Genomic DNA, 17,241 nt, shown 5'->3' on the forward strand with positions numbered 1-17,241 from the left:
AGCCGCCTCTGCACCCGGCGCCGAGCCGGGCCGCGCTGCCCGGCAGGCACTGCTGCCGGCTAACAAGGTTGTGCTGCTCAGCCGGGTTTGCGGCCTTGGACGGCCCAGGCGGCGGCGGTCAGGGCGATCGCACCGTCGGCGCGGACGGGCAGGCGGTGGCGAAGTGACTCGCGGAGGTCGTGCTGCTGGGCGGGGCTGCGGGAGGCGAGGTAGCCCGGCGCCGGGCCCTGACCGCCCAGGAACGGGGTCCAGAAGTCGTCGAAGTCGCGGAAGAACATGGGGATCTCGATCCGGCGGGTGGTCACGGCGTGCAGCCCCGCGTCGGACCACCAGCCGGCGAGAACGTCGTCGCGGCAGAAGGCGTAGCCGAGGGATTCGTCACGTTCGCCCAGGCCGGGGTCGAGTTCGGCGGCGGCCGCCCAGAAGTGCCGCATCATCGGCATGCCGTTCGCGTAGTCCCAGACGTAGGCGGCGATCACGGCGCCCGGGGCGGCCACCCGGGACAGCTCGGCGACCGCGGCTTCCGGACGGGGCACGAAGTTCAGGGCAAGACCGCTGACCACGGCGTCGAAACGGGCATCGGCCAGCGGCAACCCGGCCGCGTCCCCGACCAGCCCCCACCGCCCACCGCCCTGCACCCGGCGCCCATCGGCCTGCACCTCGGGTGAGCCGGCCCGCGCCGGGGCCGGGCCGGCCTGCACCGGGGCTGGGCCGGCCTGCGCCGGGGCTGGGCCGGCCTGCGTTCGGGCGGTGTCGCGCCGTGATTGGTGTTTGTCGGCGGGCGGGCGGGATCCGCCCTGCCACGCCGAGAGGAAGCCGTGTGACCTGTCCACGCCCACGATCAGGGCCGGCTCCGGGATCTGCGCGGAGAGCGCCCCGGTCCCGCACCCCACGTCAAGCCACCGCCGTCCGCCCGGAACGCCGAGCCAGGCGACGAAAAGTTGCGCGACGTGGCGACTCCAGCGACCCATGTAGGCCTCGTACGCGTCGCCGGCCTGCCACGGAATGTCCGCCATCCCGTGAGCATAGGTCCGAGCCGCACCCGAGCTCAGATCTGGCGGTCGCGACCGGCGAAGTAGCCGGCGATGATCTGCGGAACCATCAGTCCGATCATGATGGCCAGCGGCGCCTTCCACCCGTCGGTCGCGTCGTGCAGCGCGCCGATCAGGATGGGCCCGGGGATGGCGATCAGGTAGCCGACCCCTTGGGCGAAGGCGGACAGCCGGACGACGGTTGCCGGCGTTCGCCCGCGGAGCGCGATCATGGTCAGGACCAGCGGGAATGCCGTGTTCACGATGCCCAGCAGGATGGCCCACAGCCAGGGCGCGGCGGCCGGATCAGCCCACAGACCGGAATAACCGGCAATACCGAAAAGCCCGAGACCGACGGCAATGCCGCTCTGGGACCGGACCCGACCGGCCAGTGCGGAGAGCGCCAGCCCGAGCGGCACCCCGAGCAGCGAGGTCGTCGCGAACAGCACGCCGGCGAGCTCGGCCGACAGCCCGGCGTCGCGGTAGATCTGCGGCAGCCAGCCGATGATCACGTACGCCGAAGTGGATTGCATGCCGAAGTAGACGGCCAGGGCCCAGGCGATGGGCTGCCGGATCACCCGGACCGGCGGGGCGGTCGTGACCGTGGTGCCGCGGGAGCCGCGTTCGCGGGCCAGCAGCAGCCACGGCGGCAGCGCGACCACGGCGGCCAGGGCCCAGCAGGCCAGGCCGAGACGCCAGTCCCCGAACTCGTCGGTGAGCGGCACGGTTGCCGCGGCGGCCACGGTCGCGCCGAGGTTCAGCGCCACCGTGTAGATGCCGGTGACCGGGCCGACCTGGTCCGGGAAACGGTCCTTGACGATCGACGGCAGCAGCACGTTGACCAGCGCGATGCCGGCCAGCGCGATCGCGCTGAGCAGCAGGAACACGGCCGAGTTGGGGGCGAACGCGCGGGTCGCGAGCCCGGCCGTGAGCAGGACGAGCCCGCCGGCGATCACCGGGGTGGTGCCGATGCGGCGGGCGATGCGCGGGGCGAGCAGGCCGACCGAGGCGAAGCAGAGCACCGGCACCGAGGTGAGCAGGCCGGCCACGGTCGCGCTCATGTGCAGGCCGCCGCGGATCTCGGTGAGCACGGGGCCGACGCTGGTCACCGCGAGACGCAGGTTCACCGCGGCCAGCACGAGCGCGACGAGGGTGAAGGCCCGCCCGCGGCGCGATGGGTTCAGTTGTTTCTCGAGCACGGCCACGGCACCATCATGGTCCCGGCGGCACATGAACGCGAACCGGGGTACACGTTCCGCCACCTGCGAAGAAGCCGGAGGGGGCATATGTCCCATCCGGCTTCCGGTCGTTACACGGGCCGCGTCGAGGCCCGCGCGAACGATCGAGCCGAGGCGATCAGGCCGGCGTGGCGGTCGGCTCCTGTTCCCGTTCGACCTGCTCGTTCCACTCCCGCTTGCTCGACTGCCAGCCGTCCTCGTTGAGGCCGTTCCGCCAGTACCCCGAGATCGACAACTGGTCCATGCCCAGCCCGAGGTCGACCCGCAGGAACGCCCGCAACGCCTTCACGAACCCGGCCTCGCCGTGCACGAACGCCTGGACCCGCCCGGCCGGGAACTCCAGCGTCCGGACCGCGTCGACCAGCGCCTCGCCGACCGGGCGGGCGCCCCGGTGCAGCCAGGTGATCTCGGCGTCGGCCGGCGCGTCCAGCTTCTGCTCCTCGTCCGGGCCTTCGACCTCGATGAACGCCCGCACCGGCGCGCCCTCGGGCATCGCGGCGAGAGCGGCGCCGATGGCCGGCAGTGCGCTCTCGTCCCCGGCCAGCAGGTGCCAGCCGGCGTCGGCGTCGGGCGTGTAGCCGCCGCCCGGACCCATGAACCGGAACACGTCGCCGGGCTTGGCCCGCGCGGCCCACGGCCCCGCGATGCCCTCGTCCCCGTGCACCACGAAGTCGACCCACATCTCCGGGATCTCGGGCAGCCACTTGCGAACCGTGTAGGTCCGCACGACCGGCCACGTCTCGCGCGGCATGCTCTCCCGGATCTTGCCCATGTCGAACGGCTCCGGGTAAGCCACGCCGGCCTGGGGGAAGAGCACCTTGATGTAGTGATCGGTGAAGCGGCCCGCATCGATCCGGGCGATGGCGTCGCCGCCGATCACCACCCGCACCATGTGCGGCGTGAGCTGCTCCACCCGGGTGACCACGCCTTCGTGGGCAGGTCGCGCCGGTCTGTTCGCCATGTCTGCACCTCACTGCCGGTGGGAGGATCTTCGGCAAGTAAGGCTACCCTTATTCCTGGCGTTCATCCGTCCCCGTCTCGCGGTTCCGGAATTCCCGACCAGGTTGCCAAGATCGCGCCAAGCGCTCCGCCGCGACTATATCCCCGCTGCTCAGAGCACCTCTGGTCAGAGTCCCGTCGCCCATCCGAAACGGCCGCCCGGACGACCCAGAACCATCCAAAAGATTAGAAACCCCAACCCCAAATTTCCCCGTACGGCCGGAGCCCCGCCCCCTCGCAGCTCCCGCCCACCCAGCCCAGCCGCCGAGCTCCCGCCCGCCGAGCTCCGCTCGACCGCAAGGCGCCCGCCGGCGCGAGGCACCCGTGCGCGCAGGGTGGGGGTGGCCGGGAACGGGAGCGGCGCCCCGGCCGTACGCGAAATGGTTCTTCGCGTTTGGCCGGGGCGCCGCCCTCGGAGCCTGTCGGTCAGTAGCGGCGGGGCCGCGACCGGGTGAAGGCGAAGCCGATGATGGCCAGCAGGACGATGACCGCGCCGCCGCCGAAGATCGCCGGGTGTTCGCTGACCAGCGTGAACGGGCCGCCCGTGGAGCTTGCCGGGGGTTCGGCCAGCTGGTCGCCGGTGGTGCTGGTCGGGGCCGCGTTGTCGGGCGCGCCGACGTCGACGCCGTAGTCGGCCGCGGCCTGGGCCTGCGGCGAGTCGGTGGTCTGGGGTTCCGGCGTGGCCTCGGTCGGGGTGTCGCCGGAGGACGACGAGGTGTCCGAGTCCGAGTTGGTGGCGGTGCCGGAGTTGGTGGTCGACTTGGTCGACTTCGTGGTGGCCGGCTTGGTGGTGGTCGTGGTCGCCGGCTGCGTCGTGGTCGTGGTGGCGGGCTTGGTGGTGCTCTTCGTGGTCGTCTCGGAGCCCGACTCGCCGCCGTTGGCGCCGACGGTGGTGCTGGGCTTGACCGTCGACTTCACGGTGGCGGTGGCCTTGGGCGTGGCGGTCACGGTCCCGGCGTTGGTGTTGTTGCCGGTGTTGCCGCCGTTGTTGTTGCCCCCGGTGTTGTTGTTACCACCGGTGTTGTTGTTGCCGCCCTGGTTGCCGTTGTTGTTCCCGCCGGTGTTGTTGCCACCGTTGTTACCGGTGTTGCCGCCGGTGTTCCCACCGTTGTTGCCCTGGTTGCCGTTGTTGCCCTGGTTGCCGCCGCCGTTGTTGTTGCCGCCCTGGTTGCCACCGTTGTTGCCGCCACCGGCGGCGCGGACGGTGATCCGCACGGCGTCGATCGCCGGCGTCTGGTTGGCCCGCTCCATCATCGGCGTACGGTGCGAGCCGTCACCGGCCCACGACGCGCACTGCGCGGTGCCCTCGGTCGGCAGCCCCGGCACCTGGATGGTCACCGAGTCGGGCGTCTTGCCGCCCTTGCTGTCCTCGGTGGCCACGAAGAACGCGGGAACCGGCGCCGGGTCGGGCGCCTCCTTGGTGCTGGCGAGCATCCGGCAGGCGGTGTGGAAGTGACCGCGGACGATGCCGTTCTGCAGGACGCTGGACTCCACGTAGTACCCACCCTGGCCGGCCGCGAGGAAGCGGTCGCGGATCAGGTTGCGGGTGCCGACCTTGAGCGTGAACGGCGTGTTGGGCGCGACGTCGGTCGGCGCCTCGAGGATCAGCAGGGACGCGTCGTTGGCGGCCGAGGCCACCTCACCGAACTCGGTGGAGACGCAACGGTCGCCCTTCTGGAAGCCGTCGTGCGCGGGCAGCTTGCTGTCGATGCAGGTGTCGGTGAGGATCGCCTGCCCGTTGACGATCTTGCCGGCGCCGCTCTGGCCGGCGGCCTTCGTCTGCGGCGTCTCGTCGGCGTGCGACAGCTGGGCGAACCCGATCGCCCCGCCGGCAGCGAGGACCACGGCCCCGACGGCCAGCAGCCGGCCGCGCTTCGATCCGGCGGCTGCGGGGCCGGAACGACGGTGACCCGTGCTCTCCATGGCGTGCCTTTCGACTTCTGTGTTCGCCATTGTGTGGCGCCGACGCCCAGACGTTAGGAGCAGCTCTCACAGAAATCAATTCCGGAACCACATTTAAGGTTTTTGGAATCAAAACTTAAAGAAAAAATATGCGAGGGTACGTGACCCCCTGGCATCAGCCGAACGGATGATGTCCCCGGTTCAACGATCTTCGTCGAAATTTCGCTGACCTGGACTAACTCAACCATAGCCCTCGCTCAGAGTAAACGTCCCGCAACACCTCGACGCGGTCGGTCATGATGCCGTCCACGCCCATGTCCAGCAACCTGCGCATTTCCGCGGGATCGTCGATCGTCCAGACGTGAATCTCCCGGCCGATTCTGCGGACATATTTCAGAAAGCGCGAAGTGAGCACGGTGACCGGGCCGTGGCGGACCGGGATCTGTACGGCGGCCACCGATTCGGGCAGGCGCAGCGGCACCCCGGCGATCGAGGCCAGGCGCAGCCGGGCCACGCCGCGCAGGCCGAGCGAGGTCGCCACCCGGGGGCCGGCCAGGGCCCGGACCCGGGTCAGCCGGGCGTCGCTGAACGAGGCGAGCAGCACCCGGTCACCGGCACCGGCCCGCCGGATCGCCGTGACGGCCGGCTCGACCACCGGGTCGGACTTCACGTCGATGTTGAACCGGATCTGCGGCCAGGCGTCCAGGACCTCGTCCAGGCGCGGGACCGCGGACTCGCCGCCGACCCGGATCGTGGCCAGGTCGGCCCAGGTCAGGTCGGCGACCAGGCCGGGCCGGCCGGCCAGGCGGTCCAGCCGGGCGTCGTGGATGACGACCGGGACGCCGTCGGCGGTGGCGTGCACGTCGGTCTCGACGTACCGATAGCCCATCGCGACCGCGCGCTCGAACGCGGCGGCGGTGTTCTCGTCGCCCTCCGCGGCCCCGCCGCGGTGGGCGAACGCGCGGGGTCGCGGCCCGTCCAGAAATGCAAGATCCACATGGGCAGTATGCCGGGGTTGTTGCACAGACGTAAAAGAAACCTCACCCCATTGACCGCCGACATTGCCATGATGATCATTGGTCGACGGCACGGTGGAGGGCGGCGCGAACTGGAAACGCTCGAGTACGACGTGGTGATCGTCGGTGGCGGCACGGCCGGTTCGGTGGTGGCGTCGCGTCTGTCCGCAGACCCGCAGCTCAGCGTGTGTGTGCTGGAGGGCGGACCGTCCGATGTGGGCGATGAGCGAGTTTTGCGTCTCCGGAACTGGATCAATCTGCTGGAGACCGAATTCGATTACGACTATCCGACCGTTCCGCAGCCGCGCGGCAACTCGCACATCCGGCACTCGCGGGCCCGGGTGCTCGGCGGATGCTCCTCGCACAACACCATGATCAGTTTTCGGCCGCCGGCCGAGGACTTCGACGACTGGGTGGCGGCCGGGGCGCAGGGATGGTCGTCCGAGGCGCTGGCCCCGTACTGGCAGCGGCTGGAGATCACCATCACGCGGGTCGCCGACAAGGACCGCAACCCGCTGGCCGAGGACTTCGTGACCGCCTGCCACACCGCGCTCGGCGTGCCCGTGCTCGACGACTTCAACGCGGGCCCGTTCACCGACGGCACCGGCTTCCTGCCGGTCGGCTACGACCCGGAGACCGGGTACCGATCGTCGGCGTCGGTCGCCTACCTCCACCCGCACCTGGACCGGCCGAACCTGACGATCATGACCGAGACCTGGGCCTACCACCTGGACCCGGAGCGCGGCGTCACCGTGCGGACGGCCGACGGGGACCGGTTGATCAAGGCGCGGCACGAGTACGTCCTCTGCGCCGGCGCCGTCGACACGCCGCGCCTGCTGCTGCTCTCCGGCATCGGGCCGGCCGACGACCTGAAGCGGCTCGGTCTGCCGGTGCGCCTGGACCTGCCCGGGGTCGGCGAGAACCTGCTCGACCACCCGGAGTCGCTGATCCTCTGGGAGGCCAGCCGCCCGCTGCCACCGATGTCGGTGATGGACGCGGACGCCGGGCTCTTCATCCGCCGGGATCCGGGCGCGACCCGGCCCGACCTGATGTTCCACCTTTACCAGATCCCGTTCACGTTCAACACCGAGCGACTCGGGTACGACGTGCCCGAACACGGCTTCGGGATGACCCCGAACGTGCCGCGCCCGCGCAGCGTCGGGCGTCTCACGCTGGCCGATTCTGATCCGTCGACCAAGCCGCTGCTGGACTTCCGGTACTTCACCGACCCGGACGGCTACGACGAGCGGACCATCGTGGACGGGCTGCGGCTGGCCCGCGAGGTGGCGGCGACCGAACCCTTCGCGTCGTGGATCGGGCGCGAGATCGCCCCCGGACCGCTGCTGCGCACCGACGAGGAACTCTCCGCGTACGGCCGAGCGGCGCACCACACCGTTTACCACCCCGCCGGCACGTGCCGGATGGGCGCCGCCGACGACCCGGGCGCCGTGGTCGGCCCCGACCTGCGGTTGCGCGGCTTCGACAACGTACGCGTCGCGGACGCCTCGATCTTCCCCACCATGCCCACGGTCAACCCGATGGTGATGGTGCTGATGATCGGCGAGCGGGCCGCCGACCTGATCCGGCCGAGGTGACCCGATGATCGCCGTGCGCCATCTGTGGAAAGTTTTCGGCCCACGCCCCGAGCGGGTCCCCGGGTCGCCCCTGGCCGAGCTGCCCCGGGCCGAACTGCGTGAGCGGACCGGCTGCGTGGCCGCGGTCCGCGACGTCAGCTTCGAGGTCGAGCGCAACGAGATCTTCGTGGTCATGGGACTTTCCGGCAGCGGGAAGTCCACCCTGGTCCGCTGCCTGACCCGGCTGATCGAGCCGACCGGCGGCGAGATCGAGATCGACGGCGAGGCGGTCCGGGCGATGAACGCCAAGCGGCTGCGCGAGCTGCGCCGGCATCGGGTCGCCATGGTGTTCCAGCACTTCGGGCTGCTGCCGCACCGATCGGTCCTGGACAACGCGGCATACGGCCTGGAGATCCAGGGCGTGGCCCGCGCCGAGCGGCACCGGCGGGCCGCCGACGTGCTGGAACTCGTCGGGCTGACCGGGCACGAGCAGCAGCTGCCCGAGGAGCTCTCGGGCGGCATGCAGCAGCGCGTCGGCCTGGCCCGGGCGCTCGCCACCGACCCCGAGGTGCTGCTCTTCGATGAACCGTTCAGCGCGCTCGACCCGCTGATCCGCCGGGACATGCAGGCCGAGGTGCGCCGGCTGCACGCCGAGGTGGGCAAGACGCTCGTCTTCATCACCCACGACCTGGCCGAGGCGCTGACCCTGGGTGACCGGATCGCGGTGCTGCGCGACGGCGAGCTGGTGCAGGTCGGCACGCCCGAGGAGCTGGTGGGGGCGCCGGCCGACTCCTACGTCGAGGACTTCGTCCGGGACGTACCGCGGGCCGACGTGCTCACCCTGCGCTGGATCATGCGCCCGGCCGAGGACGGCGAGGAGTGCGAGGACATGCCGCTCCCGCAGGACACGGTGATCCGGGACGCGGTGCCGCGGGTGCTGCGGGCCGGCCGCCCGGTCCCGGTCGTCGACGGCACGAAGCGGGTCGGCGTGGTCGACGCCGAACGCCTGCTCCCGGCCCTGCTCGGCCACCGCCGCCAGGTCCCGGCATGACCGCCCGCCCCGAGCGGCTGTCCGGCCCCGAGCGGCTGTCCGGCCCCGAGCGGCGGCGTCGCACGTGGGGGCCGGACGGGCCGGCCGAGGAGGGCTCACCATGACCGCGGTCGTCGCCCGGGTGGCGGAGGCGGCGGCCGGGGCGAGCGAACCCGAGCCAGGGCGGCGCCGTGCCGGCGGGACGCTTCAACGCCGTACCGTAATCGCGGTTTTGATCGTGGCGACCGTGGCCGCCTATCTCAGCTTCCGCACGACGGCGGCCGCGGACGACGCCGACGCGGCGGCCTTCCGGGTCCTCGGCGACGTGCGCGACTGGGTCGACGCGAACCGGGACACGCATCCGGTCTTCCTTTACGGCGTCAATTACCTCCGCCTCGGCATCCGGGTCCTCGTCGACACGATCCAGGCCGGCCTGACCGGCCTCGGGCTCGCCGGGCTGGTCGCGGTGGCCGGCGCGATCGCGTTCGTGCTCGGCGGCTGGCGCCCGGCGCTGCTGGCGGTCGCCGGCTTCCTCGGTTTCGGCGTGCTCGGGCTCTGGGACGAGAGTGTCGACACGCTCGCGCTCACGCTGACCGCGGTGCTGATCTCGGTGCTGATCGGGGTGCCGCTCGGCATCCTGGCCGCCCGGGTGCGCTGGGTGGGCGCGGTGCTGCGGCCGGTGCTCGACGTCATGCAGATCCTGCCGACCTTCGCCTACCTCGCGCCGATGACGCTGCTCTTCCTGATCGGCTCGCCGGCCGCGGTGGTGGCCACGCTGATCTACGCCGTGCCGGTGACCATCCGGATCACCGAGCTGGGTGTGGCCGGCGTGGCGCCGGGCGCGGTCGAGGCGGCGACCGCGCAGGGCTCGACCCCGTGGCAGCTGCTGGCCAAGGTCCGGCTGCCGATGGCCCGGCCGACCCTGGTCCTCGCGGTCAACCAGACGATCATGATGGCGCTCTCGATGGTCGTGGTGACCGCGCTCATCGATGCGCCCGGTCTGGGTGTGAACATCCTGCGGGCGCTGGAACGGGTGAACGTGGGCGCCGCCTTCGACGCCGGGCTGGCCATCGTGATCATGGCGATCGTGCTGGACCGGGTCACCACGGCCGCGGCCCGGCGACGTCACCGGGACTGGCGGATCGCCGCCCTGGTGCTGGTGGCGGGCGCGGCGGTCGCGGTCGTGAGACCAGGGCTGGAGCTGCCGGGCCTCTCCTTCGCCGAACCGGTCAACGACGCCACCGGCTGGATGGAACTGCACTGGTACGACGCGACCGAGTGGCTGAAGAACACGGCCAGCACGGTGCTGCTCAACCCCCTCGAAACCCTCCTGACGACCACGCCGTGGTGGCTTTTCACCCTGGTCGTGCTCGCCTTCGGCCTGCTGCTCGCGGGCTGGCGGGCGGCCCTGATCGCCGGTGCCGCCGCGGCCGGGCTGACCGGGCTGGGGCTTTACCAGCACTCGATGCAGACGCTGGCCACCGTGCTGGTCGCGACCGTGCTGACCATGCTGCTCGGGATCGCCGCGGGTGTCCTCTGCGCCCGGCACGACCGGCTGGCCGCGGTCACCCGGCCGGTACTGGACGCCGCGCAGACCATGCCCTCGTTCGTCTACCTGCTGCCGGCCGTGGCGCTCTTCGGCGCCAGCCGCTTCACCGCGATCGTGGCGGCGGTCATCTACGCCGTCCCGCCGGTGGTCCGGCTGGTCGAGCGCGGGATCCGGGACGTGCCGGCCACCGTCGTCGAGGCGGCGCTCTCGGCCGGGTCGACCCCGGGGCAGCTGCTCTGGAAAGTGCAACTCCCGATGGCCCGGGCCGGCCTGCTGCTCGCCGCCAACCAGGGGATCGTGATGGTCCTCGCGATGGTGGTGGTGGGCGGCCTGGTCGGGGCCGGCGCGCTCGGATACGACGTGGTCGCCGGGTTCTCCCAGCGCGAGGACTTCGGCCGGGGCCTGGCCGCCGGCTTCGCCATCGTGCTGCTCGGCGTCCTGCTCGACCGCCTCACTCAAGGGTTCCATCGCAAGAAGGGTCCTTCCTCATGAGAACCAAACCCCTTTCCCTCACTGTTGTCGTCGCGTTGCTGCTCGCAGGTTGCAGCGGCGCCAAATCCGATGCGGGCGGCACCGCGCCCGCGGCCGGAAGCAAGGGCACGGTCAACCTCGCGGTCAACCCGTGGGTCGGTTACGAGGCGAACGCCGACGTCATCGCCTACCTCCTCGAGAAGAAGCTCGGTTACACCGTGACCAAGAAGAACCTGAAGGAGGAGATCTCCTGGCAGGGCTTCGAGACCGGTGAGGTGGACGCGGTCGTGGAGAACTGGGGCCACGACGACCTGAAGAAGACCTACATCGACGAGAAGAAGGTCGCGGTGAGCGCCGGGCCGACCGGCAACACCGGGGTGATCGGCTGGTACGTCCCGCAGTGGATGGTCGACAAGTATCCCGACATCACCGACTGGAACAACCTCGGCAAGTACGCCGACCTGTTCAAGACCTCCGAGTCCGGCGGCAAGGGCCAGCTGCTCGACGGTGACCCGTCCTATGTCACCAACGACGAGGCGCTGGTGGCCAACCTGAAGCTGAACTACAAGGTCGTCTACTCGGGCAGCGAAGCGGCGCTGATCAAGGCGGCCCAGCAGGCCACCGCGCAGAAGAAGCCGCTGCTCTTCTACTTCTACGAGCCGCAGTGGTTGTTCGCCAAGGAGAAGTACGTCCGGGTCAAGCTGCCCGCGTACACCGCCGGGTGCGACGCCGACCCCAAGAAGATCGCCTGCGACTACCCCGATTACCAGCTGGACAAGATCGTCAGCAAGAAGTTCGCCGACACCAACAGCACCGCTTACCAGCTGATCAAGAACTTCAGCTGGACCAACGACGACCAGAACCTGGTCTCCGATTACCTCACCAACCAGGGCATGGACGCCGACGCCGCGGCCAAGAAGTGGGTCGACGAGCACGAGTCCACCTGGAAGGCGTGGATTCCGGCCGGGAGCTGAACGATGACCGGGCCGAAAGTCGTGATCATCGGGGCCGGCATCGTCGGCTGCGCCCTGGCCGACGAGCTGACCGCGCGCGGCTGGACCGACGTCACGGTCCTGGAACGCGGGCCGCTCTTCGTCACCGGCGGGTCCAGCTCGCACGCCCCGGGGCTGGTCTTCCAGACCAACCCGTCGCGGACGATGGCACGGATGGCCCGGTACACCGTGGAGAAATATGTCGCACTGGACTGCTTCCGTCCGGTCGGGAGCCTGGAGGTGGCGACGACCCCGGAACGGCTGGCCGAGCTGCATCGGCGTTTCGGCTTCGGCCAGTCGTGGGGGATCGCGTCGACGATCCTCGACCCGGCCACCACCGCCGGGATGTTCCCGCTGGTGGACAAGGACCGGATCCTCGGCGGGCTGCACGTGCCGAGTGACGGGCTGGCCCTGGCCGTGGCCGCCGGCCAGGCGCAGGCGGCCCGGGCGATCGAGCGGGGTGCCCGGTTCATCCCGCACGAGGAGGTCATCGAGATCTCGCCCGGCCGCGTGCGGACGACGAACGACGTCTACCGATCCGACGTCGTCGTCAGCTGCGCGGGTTTCTGGGGGCCGCGGATCGGCGAGCTGGCCGGGGTCACCATCCCGCTGCTCCCGATGGCCCACCAGTACGTCCGCACCAACGACACCGGCGCTCATGACAACCTCCCCATCCTCCGCCACCAGGACCGTGACCTCTACTTCCGGGCGCACGGCGAAGCGCTCGGCATCGGCTCCTACCTGCACGAACCCATGCCGGTGGACCTCGCCGACCTGCCCGGCGGTGACCACCCGTCGATGATGCCCTTCACCCCCGACAAGTTTCTGGAGTCGTGGGCCGCCGCCACCGATCTGCTGCCCGGGCTGGCCGATGCGGAGATCGTGGACGGTTTCAACGGGGTCTTCTCGTTCACCGCGGACGGGTTCCCGCTGCTCGGGGAGTCCCGGGAGGTGCCCGGGTTCTGGACCGCGGAGGCGATCTGGGTGACCCATTCGGCCGGAGCCGCCCGGGCCCTGGCCGAGTGGATGGTCACCGGGCGACCCGCGCTCGACCTGCACGAATGCGACCTCAACCGGTTCGATCGGGCGCAGTTGGCGCCCGCGTACGTACGGGAAAGGTCGGTTCGAAGTTTTGTCGAGGTTTATGACATCGTGCATCCACTGGACCCGCCGTCGGTGCGGAACGTGCGGGTGAGCCCGTTCCATGCCCGGCAGGTCGAGCTCGGTGCGGTCTTCGGCGAGACGGCGGCCTCCGGTTGGGAACGACCACTCTGGTACGCGACCAACCCGCCCCCGCAAGCACCCCGCCCGCGCGACGAGTGGTCGTCCCGGCACTGGTCCCCGATCGCCGAGACCGAGGCCCGGATCACCCGCGAGCGCGTCGCGATGTATGACATGACCCCGCTCACCCGCCTCGAAGTCACCGGCCCGGTCTCCTTCCTCCAGGGTCTGACCAGCGGAAACGTCGATCGCAAGGTCGGCCGCGTGGTCTACACGCTGATGCTCGACCAGGCCGGCGGTGTCCGCAGCGACATCACCGTGGCCCGGCTGGCCGAGGACCGCTGGCAGGTCGGCGTCAACGGCCCGCTGGACCTGGACTGGCTGCTGCGTCACGCCCCGGACGACGTCCGGGTCACCGACATCACCGGCGGCACCTGCGGCATCGGGCTGTGGGGACCGCTGGCCCGGGACGTGGTGGCCCCGCTGACCGACATCGACGTGTCGCCCGAGGCGTTCCGCTACTTCCAGTGCCGTCAGGGGTTCATCGGCACGGTCCCGGTGACCATGCTGCGGCTCTCCTACGTCGGCGAGCTGGGCTGGGAGATCTATGCCCGCGCCGATCACGGCCTCAAGCTGTGGGACACGCTCTGGGCGGCCGGTCGCGGGCCCGGCATGATCGCCGCCGGCCGGGCCGCGTTCCAGAGTCTGCGCCTGGAGAAGGGCTACCGGGCCTGGGGCGTGGACATGACCGCCGAGGACGACCCCTACCAGGCCGGGCTGGCGACCGGGCCGGAGCCCGACCGGCGGCTGACCTGCCTGGTGCTGGCCGACGTGGGCGCGGTGCCGGTGGGCCGGGAGCCGGTCTACGCCGACGGCACCGCGGTCGGGCACGTGACCAGCGCGGCGTTCGGGCACACGGTCGGGGCGCCGATCGCGTACGCCTGGTTGCCCGCCGGTCTTTCCGTGCCCGGCACCGAGGTGGAGATCGGATACTTCGATCGGCGGCTGACCGCCACGGTGGCGGCCGAGCCACTGTTCGATCCGTTGCACGAACGGTTGAGGAGCTGAGCATGCCCGCCTTCGATGTGATCGTTGCCGGACTCGGGGGCATGGGCAGTGCCACCGTCCACCACCTGGCCGCCCGCGGACTGCGGGTGCTGGGCCTGGAGAAGTACGGGCCGGGCCACGACCACGGAGCCAGCCACGGCGGTTCCCGGATCACCCGGCAGTCCTACTTCGAGGGCCCGGAGTACGTGCCGCTGCTGCTGCGCGCCTACGAGCTGTACGACCGCCTGGCCACCGACTCCGAGCGCGACGTGATCACGCTCACCGGCGGGATCATGGCCGGCCTCCCGGACAGCCGCACGGTCGCCGGGGCCCGCGCGAGCGCCGAGCAGTGGGGGCTCGAACACGAGCTGCTGGACGCCACCGACCTGCGCAAACGCTTCCCGACCACGAATCCGCACCCGGACGAGGTGGCGCTCTACGAGGCCAAGGCCGGCTTCGTGCGCCCCGAGCGCACCGTCCTGGCCCAGCTCGAACTGGCCGACCGGCACGGCGCCGAGCTCCGCTTCCACGAGCCGATGCTGTCCTGGGAGCCGGCCGGCGACGGCGTCCGGGTGATCACCGGCAGCGGCGTCTACTCGGCCGGGCAGCTCGTGATCACGCCCGGCCCGTGGGCCCCGGAGCTGCTGGCCGACCTGGGCGTCCCGTTCACTATTGAGCGGCAGGTGCAGCACTGGTTCCAGCCGCGCGGCGGCGTCGACGCGTTCCGGCCCGAGCGGCACCCGATCTACATCTGGGAGGACGCGTCCGGGGTGCAGGTCTACGGCTTCCCGGCGATCGACGGGCCGGACGGCGGCGCCAAGATCGCGTTCTTCCGGAAGGGCACCCCGACCACGCCGGACACCCTGGACACCGGGGTGCACGCGGGCGAGATCGCCGAGATGGCCGCGGCGGCCGGCCGGGTGCTGCCCGACCTGCCCGGCGAGCACCTGCGCGGGGAACCGTGCATGTACAGCACCACCCCGGACGAGCACTTCGTGATCAGCCGGCACCCGGCGCACGAGGCGGTGACCGTGGGCTGCGGGTTCTCCGGGCACGGATTCAAGTTCGTACCGGTAGTGGGGGAGATCCTGGCCGATCTGGCCACCACCGGCACGACCGCGCACGACATCGGCCTCTTCGACCCCGGGCGGTTCTCATGACGTCGCTGCTTCCGACCTTGGCCGGCCGCTACTACACCGACCCTTCGATCTTCGCGGCCGAGCAGGAGCTGATCCTCGAACGGATGTGGTTCTGCGCCGCTCACGGCTCGGACGTCGCTAATCCCGGCCAATTCCGTACGGTGACCGTCGGCCGGGAGAGCATCCTGGTCACCCGGGGGAGCGACGGCGCCGCCCGGGCCTTCCTGAACGTGTGCCGGCACCGCGGCGCGCAGCTGTGCGCGGAGGAGTCCGGCTCGGTCAAGCGCACGTTCCGCTGCATGTACCACGCGTGGGCCTACGACACCGACGGCAAGCTGGTGGCCGCGCCCAACCTGGTCAAGATGCCGGACGTGGACCGGGTGGAGTACGGCCTGCGCAAGGTCCACGTCCGGGAGTGGCTCGGCTACGTCTGGGTGTGTCTGGCCGACCAGCCGCCGTCGTTCGAGGACGACGTCATGGGCGCGTGCGTCGAGCGCCTGGGCGATCTGGCCTCGATCGACAACTACCAGCTGCCGGCCCTGGCCGTGGCGAAAAGGATCCGGTACGACGTCCAGGCCAACTGGAAGCTGATCATCGAGAACTTCATGGAGTGCTACCACTGCTCGACGATCCACCCCGAGCTGGTGCACGTGCTCCCGGAGTTCGCCGGCGGCTACGCGGCGCAGTACTACGTCGGGCACGGCGCCGAGTTCGGCCCGGACATCGCCGGGTTCACGGTCGACGGCAGTGCGGGCGCGGCGGCCATCGAGACGCTCGCCCCGGAGCAGGATCGCCGCTACTACGCGATCACCATTCGTCCGCAGGTCTTCGTCAATCTGGTACCCGACCACGCGATCGTGCATAGGATGTATCCGCTGGCCGCGGACCGTACGGTCGTCGAGTGCGACTGGCTGTTCCGCCCGGATGTGGTCGCTTCGGGCGTCGACCTGGATCCGTCGGTCGAGCTGTTCGATCGGGTGAATCGTCAGGATTTCGACGCCTGCGAGCGATGCCAGCCGGGAATGTCGTCTCGGGCTTACGTGGACGGCGGCGTGCTGGTTCCGAGCGAGCACCATATCGCGAACTTCCACCAGTGGGTTCGGGATCGGCTCAAAGGGAAGAAATAACCACAACTCGCACACGTGGCTCCAAAGACTGTCCTAGCTTAGGCCAGGTCTTAGTCGGGCAAATCGACTGAAATGGAGCATGTCGTGCGTCTCTCTGGTCGCTCGAGAATGGCGCGGGGTGGCCTGGTGGCCTCCGCCGTGCTGTCCATACTCGCCTCGGCGTTGTCCACCGGCGCGGCCGCCGCGCCCCGAGCTCCGCACCCGACCCATCCGATCACCGACGGGCGCGGGGACAACCTCGAGCTCAACGGCACCGCCTCGATGACCACCCGGACCAGCACCGGCAAGCGCGTCATTCAGCTGACCACCGGGGGCTACAAGCAGATCGGGTCGGCCTGGTCCGCCGACCGGATCGGCCTCGACCGCTCGTTCGAGACCTCGTTCAAGGCGTTCCTGCACCACAACCGGCCGGGCGGGGACGGCATCGCGTTCCTGGCCCAGGGGTACGGCCCGCGCGCGCTCGGCGGCTGGGGCGGCGGCCTCGGCTACCGCGGCCTGCGCCGGAGCGTGGCCGTCGAGTTCGACACGTACCAGAACTCGCCCGACCCGAACAGCAACCACCTCGCGGTGGTCCTCGGCGGCAACCCGGACCGGCACCACAAGACGGCGACCGCGTCGATCCCGCTCTACGGCAAGCCGTTCGCGGCGCGGATCAGCTACGACGCCGGCACCCACCGGCTGCGCGTCTACGTTCGCGGGCTCTACCGGACCGCGAAGGAGAAGCTGATGCTCGACGACCAGGTCGACGTCGCGCACTGGGCCGGCATCCGGGACGGCTGGATCGGTTTCACCGGTGCGACCGGTGACCGGGTCTCGCACCAGGACGTCTACGACTGGACGGTCGACGCGCCGAAGGCGTGACGCCTCCGCCGGCGCCGTTCACCGCGGCGCCGGCTGCCCCTCTC

Annotated in this window: 12 protein-coding genes and 1 pseudogene; 8 read left to right on the top strand and 5 right to left on the bottom strand. The window is 70.7% G+C overall.

What is annotated here, in order from left to right:
- Positions 1-77: 77 nt before the first annotated feature.
- The 5 genes and pseudogenes from ACSHV8_RS48815 to ACSHV8_RS48835 all read right to left on the bottom strand — a co-directional run bounded on the left by ACSHV8_RS48815 (position 78) and on the right by ACSHV8_RS48835 (position 6,167).
- On the bottom strand, positions 78-1,016 hold the full coding sequence (locus ACSHV8_RS48815; protein ID WP_436527304.1) for a class I SAM-dependent methyltransferase: 939 nt from the start codon (positions 1,014-1,016) through the stop codon (positions 78-80).
- Positions 1,017-1,048: 32 nt separating this feature from the next.
- The gene (locus ACSHV8_RS48820; RefSeq protein ID WP_436527305.1) at positions 1,049-2,236 is read right to left on the bottom strand and encodes a CynX/NimT family MFS transporter; all 1,188 of its coding nucleotides are present in this window, start codon (positions 2,234-2,236) and stop codon (positions 1,049-1,051) included.
- Positions 2,237-2,387: 151 nt separating this feature from the next.
- Positions 2,388-3,230: a siderophore-interacting protein gene (locus ACSHV8_RS48825; RefSeq protein WP_436527306.1), complete on the bottom strand. Its 843-nt coding sequence runs from the start codon at positions 3,228-3,230 to the stop codon at positions 2,388-2,390.
- A 1,235-nt stretch (positions 3,231-4,465) separates the two neighbouring features.
- Positions 4,466-5,005: pseudogene (locus tag ACSHV8_RS48830) on the bottom strand (hypothetical protein); the annotation flags it as partial.
- A 400-nt stretch (positions 5,006-5,405) separates the two neighbouring features.
- A complete protein-coding gene (locus ACSHV8_RS48835) occupies positions 5,406-6,167 on the bottom strand; it encodes a glycerophosphodiester phosphodiesterase (protein ID WP_436527307.1) in 762 nt (253 codons plus the stop codon).
- Positions 6,168-6,239: 72 nt separating this feature from the next.
- On the opposite strand from ACSHV8_RS48835, the gene ACSHV8_RS48840 reads away from it, so the two are divergent.
- From ACSHV8_RS48840 to ACSHV8_RS48875, 8 genes are all read left to right on the top strand, one after another.
- Positions 6,240-7,781 carry a GMC family oxidoreductase gene (locus ACSHV8_RS48840; RefSeq protein ID WP_436527308.1) on the top strand — a complete coding sequence of 514 codons (1,542 nt, stop codon included), beginning with the start codon at positions 6,240-6,242 and terminating at the stop codon, positions 7,779-7,781.
- A 4-nt stretch (positions 7,782-7,785) separates the two neighbouring features.
- Positions 7,786-8,811: a quaternary amine ABC transporter ATP-binding protein gene (locus ACSHV8_RS48845; RefSeq protein WP_436527309.1), complete on the top strand. Its 1,026-nt coding sequence runs from the start codon at positions 7,786-7,788 to the stop codon at positions 8,809-8,811.
- A gap of 100 nt (positions 8,812-8,911) precedes the next feature.
- A complete protein-coding gene (locus tag ACSHV8_RS48850) occupies positions 8,912-10,831 on the top strand; it encodes an ABC transporter permease (protein WP_436527310.1) in 1,920 nt (639 codons plus the stop codon).
- Positions 10,828-11,784, top strand: a complete 957-nt coding sequence (locus tag ACSHV8_RS48855) for a glycine betaine ABC transporter substrate-binding protein (protein ID WP_436527311.1) — start codon at positions 10,828-10,830, stop codon at positions 11,782-11,784. Before ACSHV8_RS48850 ends, ACSHV8_RS48855 begins: the two co-directional genes overlap by 4 nt.
- Positions 11,785-11,787: 3 nt before the next feature.
- Positions 11,788-14,091, top strand: coding sequence for a GcvT family protein (locus ACSHV8_RS48860; RefSeq protein WP_436527312.1), 2,304 nt, complete (start codon positions 11,788-11,790; stop codon positions 14,089-14,091).
- Between the two features lie 2 nt (positions 14,092-14,093).
- Entirely contained in the window at positions 14,094-15,230 is a 1,137-nt protein-coding gene (gene solA, locus ACSHV8_RS48865; protein ID WP_436527313.1) for an N-methyl-L-tryptophan oxidase, read from the top strand.
- Positions 15,227-16,336: an aromatic ring-hydroxylating oxygenase subunit alpha gene (locus ACSHV8_RS48870; protein WP_436527314.1), complete on the top strand. Its 1,110-nt coding sequence runs from the start codon at positions 15,227-15,229 to the stop codon at positions 16,334-16,336. The genes solA and ACSHV8_RS48870 overlap by 4 nt, the downstream gene beginning before the upstream one ends.
- A 126-nt stretch (positions 16,337-16,462) precedes the next feature.
- On the top strand, positions 16,463-17,197 hold the full coding sequence (locus ACSHV8_RS48875; protein WP_436527315.1) for an L-type lectin-domain containing protein: 735 nt from the start codon (positions 16,463-16,465) through the stop codon (positions 17,195-17,197).
- The last annotated feature ends 44 nt before the right edge of the window (positions 17,198-17,241 follow it).

Origin of the sequence: Actinoplanes sp. HUAS TT8 (genome assembly GCF_051380535.1) — a bacterium.
Lineage (GTDB): Bacteria > Actinomycetota > Actinomycetes > Mycobacteriales > Micromonosporaceae > Actinoplanes.